This window comes from Nodosilinea sp. LEGE 07298 (assembly GCF_015207265.1).
Lineage (GTDB): Bacteria > Cyanobacteriota > Cyanobacteriia > Phormidesmidales > Phormidesmidaceae > Nodosilinea.
In genome coordinates this window covers 1-5,119 of the sequence record NZ_JADEXE010000393.1, presented here as the reverse complement: position 1 = coordinate 5,119, position 5,119 = coordinate 1, and the positions used below count along the sequence as shown (strand labels likewise).

The following is a 5,119-nucleotide window of genomic DNA, read 5'->3' as shown; positions in this document are numbered from 1 at the left end:
TCTTCGTCCGTTACCAGCGATAGGTGGTTAACCTCATCCACCGCTTTGTCGCAGCCGCGACGGCTAAAAATAAAGTAGATAGCGGGCAGCATGTCTCGCTCTTGCAGCTGACCCACCACAAAGGGCAGGCTCACCCGCCCGCCGCCGCGCCGACCGGGCTGGCGTTGGGGAGCCCGCTGCTTTTTGAGCTGGGGGTTGATGGCTTTTTGGGCGGCATCGAGCAGGGGCACCAGCCGCTTACCGGTGCAGTAGTGAAACTGCAAGGGCACTGGGCGAAAGTCTGAATAAATCAGCTCCGTGGGGCCGTGGACTTTTTGCAGCCAGTCGGTGAGCTGGCCCGAGTTTTCGACCGTGGCGGAGAGGGCCAGCAGCTGAATTTCGGGCGGGCAGTAGATGATCGACTCTTCCCAGACGGTGCCGCGCTGGCGATCGTTCATGTAGTGGCACTCGTCGAGCACCACGGCTTCTACCTGCTGTAGGGTGGTGCCGGTTTCGCCAATGCGGGTGCCGTAGAGCATGTTGCGAAAGATTTCGGTGGTCATTACCACCACGGGGGCGTCGCGGTTGATGGAGAGATCGCCGGTTAGCAAGCCCACATTTTCGTGTCCAAATTGGTCGCGAAAGTCGCGCAGTTTTTGGTTAGACAGTGCTTTTAGTGGAGTGGTGTAAAACACTCGCTTGCCGTGGTCTAAGGCCCGGTAGATGGCGTATTCGCCCACTAGCGTTTTGCCGGAGCCGGTAGGGGCGCACACCACCACAGATTTATCGGCGTTGAGAGCGTCTACCGCTTCGTGCTGAAAATCGTCGAGGGGAAAGGGGAAAAGCTGGGCGAGGTCTAGCACAAGGCTGGTACAGGTAGGGGCGACACTATTCTAGTGTGCCAAGAGATGGACGAAACAGCGCAAGCTGAGTGGTTCTCTCGAACGTCCTGTTGCGACTTACTCCATACTCTATCCCCTTCTCTCTTGCTTCTGTTAAAACTGAGGGGACGCTGCCCCCGCGCCCGTAATGCCCCAAGATGAACTGCTGCGCCTGATTAAACAAGCCGCTGAAGAAGGTTGGAAAACCCTCGACCTCTCTGGCAAAAATCTCATCGAGCTACCGTCTGAGATTGGTGGGCTGACTCAGCTCGAAACGCTGATTTTAGGCAAGCGCAAAAAATGCTGGGGTGAGTTTGTCGGTAATCAGCTCAAGACACTACCGGCTGAAATCGGTAAACTCGTAAACCTCAAAACGCTGCTGGTCGAGGGTAATCAGATTGAAAGCTTGCCTGTCGAAATTGGTCAATTGAGGCAACTGCGAATTTTGCTGTTTGGTGGGAATCAGTTGACTCAACTGCCAAAAGCGTTTGAGCAGCTGACTGAACTGCGCATCCTCATTCTTGACGAAAATAGGTTCACCTCAATACCATCCGAAATTGCTCACTTACACCAGCTCAAGACGCTTTGGTTCAATAGAAACTTGCTTGAAGGTGTCCTTAATAAAATTGAAAACCTCTCAAACCTGCGATCGCTCAAGCTCACTAACAATCAACTCAGCAGCCTACCGCCCGAGATCACCCAGCTCACCTCACTCCAATCGCTCTCCCTCAGCTCTAACCAATTAAGAAACCTACCGCCCGAGATCACCCAACTCACCTCACTCCAATCGCTCTCCCTCAACTCTAACCAACTCAGCAGTTTGCCACCCGAGATAGTTCAACTCACCTCACTCCAATCGCTCTCCCTCAGCTCTAACCAACTCAGCAGCCTGCCGTTTGAGATCACCCAGCTCAGCTCACTCCAAATTCTCGATCTCCGTTCCAACCAATTAAGCAGCCTACTGCCGGAGATTGCACAGCTAACACGCCTAAAAATTCTCGTCCTTTATGAAAACCAAATAAATAGCTTACCCGTCGAAATCGGACGACTTATAAATCTTCGAATACTCAATCTCTCTAGAAACAAAATAAGCGAACTGCCATCAGGTATTGGGCGACTCAAAAATCTAGAATCACTAATAGTTTTTCAAAATGAATTAGCTAGATTGCCAACAGAGATTGGACAACTCAAAAACCTGAAAGCTCTTTCTGTAGGTGCCAATCCACTACACTGTCTTCCAGCAGAAATTGGACAGCTTTCTAATTTAAGTTTACTTAATCTAAATGGTGTTAAATTGACCAGCCTGCCGTCAGAAATTGTTAATTTAAAGAATCTCAAAACGCTATTTTATGGCTATAGTAAAATAAGTAGATTACCACCAGAAGTTTTTCAACTCATTAATCTACAGGAGCTTTACCTCCATTCCAATCAATTGAGTGGTCTGCCCCCTGAAATTGGTCGCCTTAACAGCCTGCGAACACTTTATCTATGCTCTAATCAGTTAAGCAGTCTGCCTCCTGAAATTTTTCAACTCAAAGAACTAGAAAAGCTCGATTTGAGAGGCAACCCAGTTCCAGTTCCCCCTGAAATTCTGGGGCCTAAAGAACTTCACGAAGATCCAGGCGACCTTACCGAAATTCTTGGTTTCTGCTTTCAGGCTCTAGATCCTGACGAGAGCGAACCCCTTCATGAAGCCAAATTCCTCATTGTGGGCGAAGGCGGCGCGGGTAAAACCACCCTGGCAAAGAAGATCGACAGTGCCGACTACGAACTTCAGCCCGAAGAGAAATCGACTGAGGGCATTGATGTCGTTCGCTGGGATTTTGAGCACCTCAATGGTCAACCTTTCCGCACCAACATTTGGGACTTTGGTGGCCAGGAAATCTACCATGCTACCCACCAGTTTTTTCTCACTAAGCGCTCTCTTTACGCCATTGTTATCGACGCGCGCCAAGACAATACCGACCTTTACTACTGGCTTAACGTCGTTGAACTGCTCAGCGACAATAGCCCAGTCTTTATCATCAAAAACGAAAAGCAAGACCGCACCTGCCAGGTAAACGATCGCCAGCTCCGCAGCGAGTTCGCCAACCTCAAAGAAACCCTGAGCACTAACCTCAAAACCAATCGCGGCCTCGACGAGATTAAAGCCAAGATTCAGCAATACATCACCCACCTGCCCCACGTTGGCACACCACTGCCCAAAATCTGGGTACGAGTTCGTGCCTGCCTGGAAAATTATTCGCAAAGCTGCAACTACATACCAGTCGAGAAATACTACGAACTGTGCGAGCAAAACCAGTTCAAAAATCGTGAGCAAATGCTCAGCCTCAGTCGCTACCTGCACGACCTTGGCGTCTGTCTTCACTTTGATGAGGACGATCTACTAAGGAAAACCCTCATTCTCAAGCCCGAGTGGGGCACCACCGCTGTCTACAAAGCTCTTGATAACAAAGAAGTGAAAGACAATCTGGGCCGTTTTAGTCGCGCTCAACTTGACGATATCTGGAGCGACAGCGAATACAGAGACATGCGGGGCGAGCTACTGCAACTGATGGTAAATTTCAAACTCTGCTACCCCATTCCCGGCAGCGACAATGAATACATTGCGCCTCAGCTACTCGATATCGAGCAGCCTAACTACGATTGGGACGATAACAACAACCTGCTACTGCGCTACCACTACGATTTCATGCCCAAAGGCATCCTCACCCGCTTCATTGTCGAGATACACCGCTTTATTGAAGGGCAAAAGCTAGTCTGGAAAGACGGTGTCGTGCTCAACAACGGCTCCGCTCGTGCCGAAGTCATTGAGCATTACCACAAAGGCGAAATCCACATTCGCGTCAGCGGGGTCAATTGCCGCGACTTCCTCACCGTGATTAGCTTTAAACTCGACGAAATCAATGCCTCCTATGAGCGCTTAAAAGACAAGTGTAAAAAGCTAATTCCGTGTAACTGCTCAAGCTGCAACGGCAGTCAGTCGCCCCATTTTTACACCAAAGAAATATTAAACCAGTTCATTGCTGATGGTCAGCTTCAGATTCAATGCCAAAAGAGCTATGCAATGGTCAACGTGCGCGGTCTAATTGACGATTTAAACTTTCCTCTTGCTGAAAACATCCCCCTCGGTGATGACATCATTAAAACAATTAAGGGGGAAATCAATCAGCTCAAAAACCGTGCTAACTCTTGGCCAACTCAGATCGAAAAAACGATGAAAACGCCCAAAGTATTTATCAGCTATGCTCACGAAGATGAGTAATTCAAGGACAAACTCGATAAAATGATGGCGGGTATGAAGCGGCGTGGCATCATTGATACTTGGCAAGATCGTCTCATTGAACCGGGTGAGGACTGGTACGAAGCTATTCAAACGGCGATGAACGATGCTGATATTGCGCTGCTGCTAATCAGCGCCGACTTCATTGACTCCCGTTTCATCAACGATGAAGAAGTTCCCAGGTTGCTTAAACGCCGCGAGTCAGAAGGGATGCGAGTTATTCCTATCATTGTGCGTCCCTGTCTGTGGGCGAGTGAGCCTATCTTCAGCAAATTACAGGCACTTCCGAAAAATGGCAAGCCTGTGATTACGTTTTCTCAGGAGAATGGCGATCGCGACCAAGCCTGGACAGACATTGCTAAAGCCATTGAGAACATTGCAAAAGACCTTCGAGCAGCGTAACTATGGTTGCCGCTAGGCATCATCATGAAAATCTATTGGACAAACCAAGTCAAGCGTTACTGGCAGGAGGATGGCCATGAGAGTTAAATATGATGCCGAGGCCGATGTGTTGATCTTCATCATGAAAGAAATGCCGCCTAGTAATGCAATTTCTGAGCCGGGGGGTATCATTGTCAGCTACGACGATAACTCTGAACCTGTCAGCATCGAGTTTCTGAATGCGTCTAAGCGGCAACTCTTCAATCCTATCGAGACCAGCCTCCAAGTCCTCACTTAGAAGGGTGTAGGGTGGGCAATGCCCACCACCCCACTTGTTCCTCTTACTACCGAACCCATTGCACTCATTCCCAGCGATTCTTTCGGATAGCTTCGCTAACGCGCCAGTACAAGGTATGCGGTGCTCAACTGATGGGTTTGGCTTGCAGTAGCAGAGGTGTAAGGTGGGCGGTGCCCACCCTTGTATCTTAAAAAGTGTGGCAGACCGTCCCACCCTAGGTTAAGCAAACCGTGTGTAGCTTGGGTCGCCGCACCTTTCAGGATAAAACTCGAAAAATCGCCAGGAGCCTGTGACTCC

The 5,119-nt window shown here is 49.5% G+C and carries 4 protein-coding genes; 3 read left to right on the top strand and 1 reads right to left on the bottom strand.

Annotated features, from left to right (window positions below; all coding sequences use genetic code 11):
- A partial coding sequence (locus IQ273_RS30110) for a DEAD/DEAH box helicase (RefSeq protein WP_194026780.1) occupies positions 1-842 on the bottom strand: 842 nt, incomplete at its 3' end.
- 166 nt (positions 843-1,008) lie between these two features.
- Here IQ273_RS30110 and IQ273_RS30105 point away from each other — a divergent pair.
- The 3 genes from IQ273_RS30105 (at position 1,009) to IQ273_RS30095 (ending at position 4,822) form a co-directional block, all read left to right on the top strand.
- The gene (locus IQ273_RS30105; RefSeq protein ID WP_194026779.1) at positions 1,009-4,125 is read left to right on the top strand and encodes a COR domain-containing protein; all 3,117 of its coding nucleotides are present in this window, start codon (positions 1,009-1,011) and stop codon (positions 4,123-4,125) included.
- A gap of 33 nt (positions 4,126-4,158) precedes the next feature.
- A complete protein-coding gene (locus tag IQ273_RS30100; RefSeq protein ID WP_255534755.1) occupies positions 4,159-4,545 on the top strand; it encodes a toll/interleukin-1 receptor domain-containing protein in 387 nt (128 codons plus the stop codon).
- A gap of 76 nt (positions 4,546-4,621) precedes the next feature.
- The gene (locus IQ273_RS30095; RefSeq protein ID WP_194026777.1) at positions 4,622-4,822 is read left to right on the top strand and encodes a DUF2283 domain-containing protein; all 201 of its coding nucleotides are present in this window, start codon (positions 4,622-4,624) and stop codon (positions 4,820-4,822) included.
- The last annotated feature ends 297 nt before the right edge of the window (positions 4,823-5,119 follow it).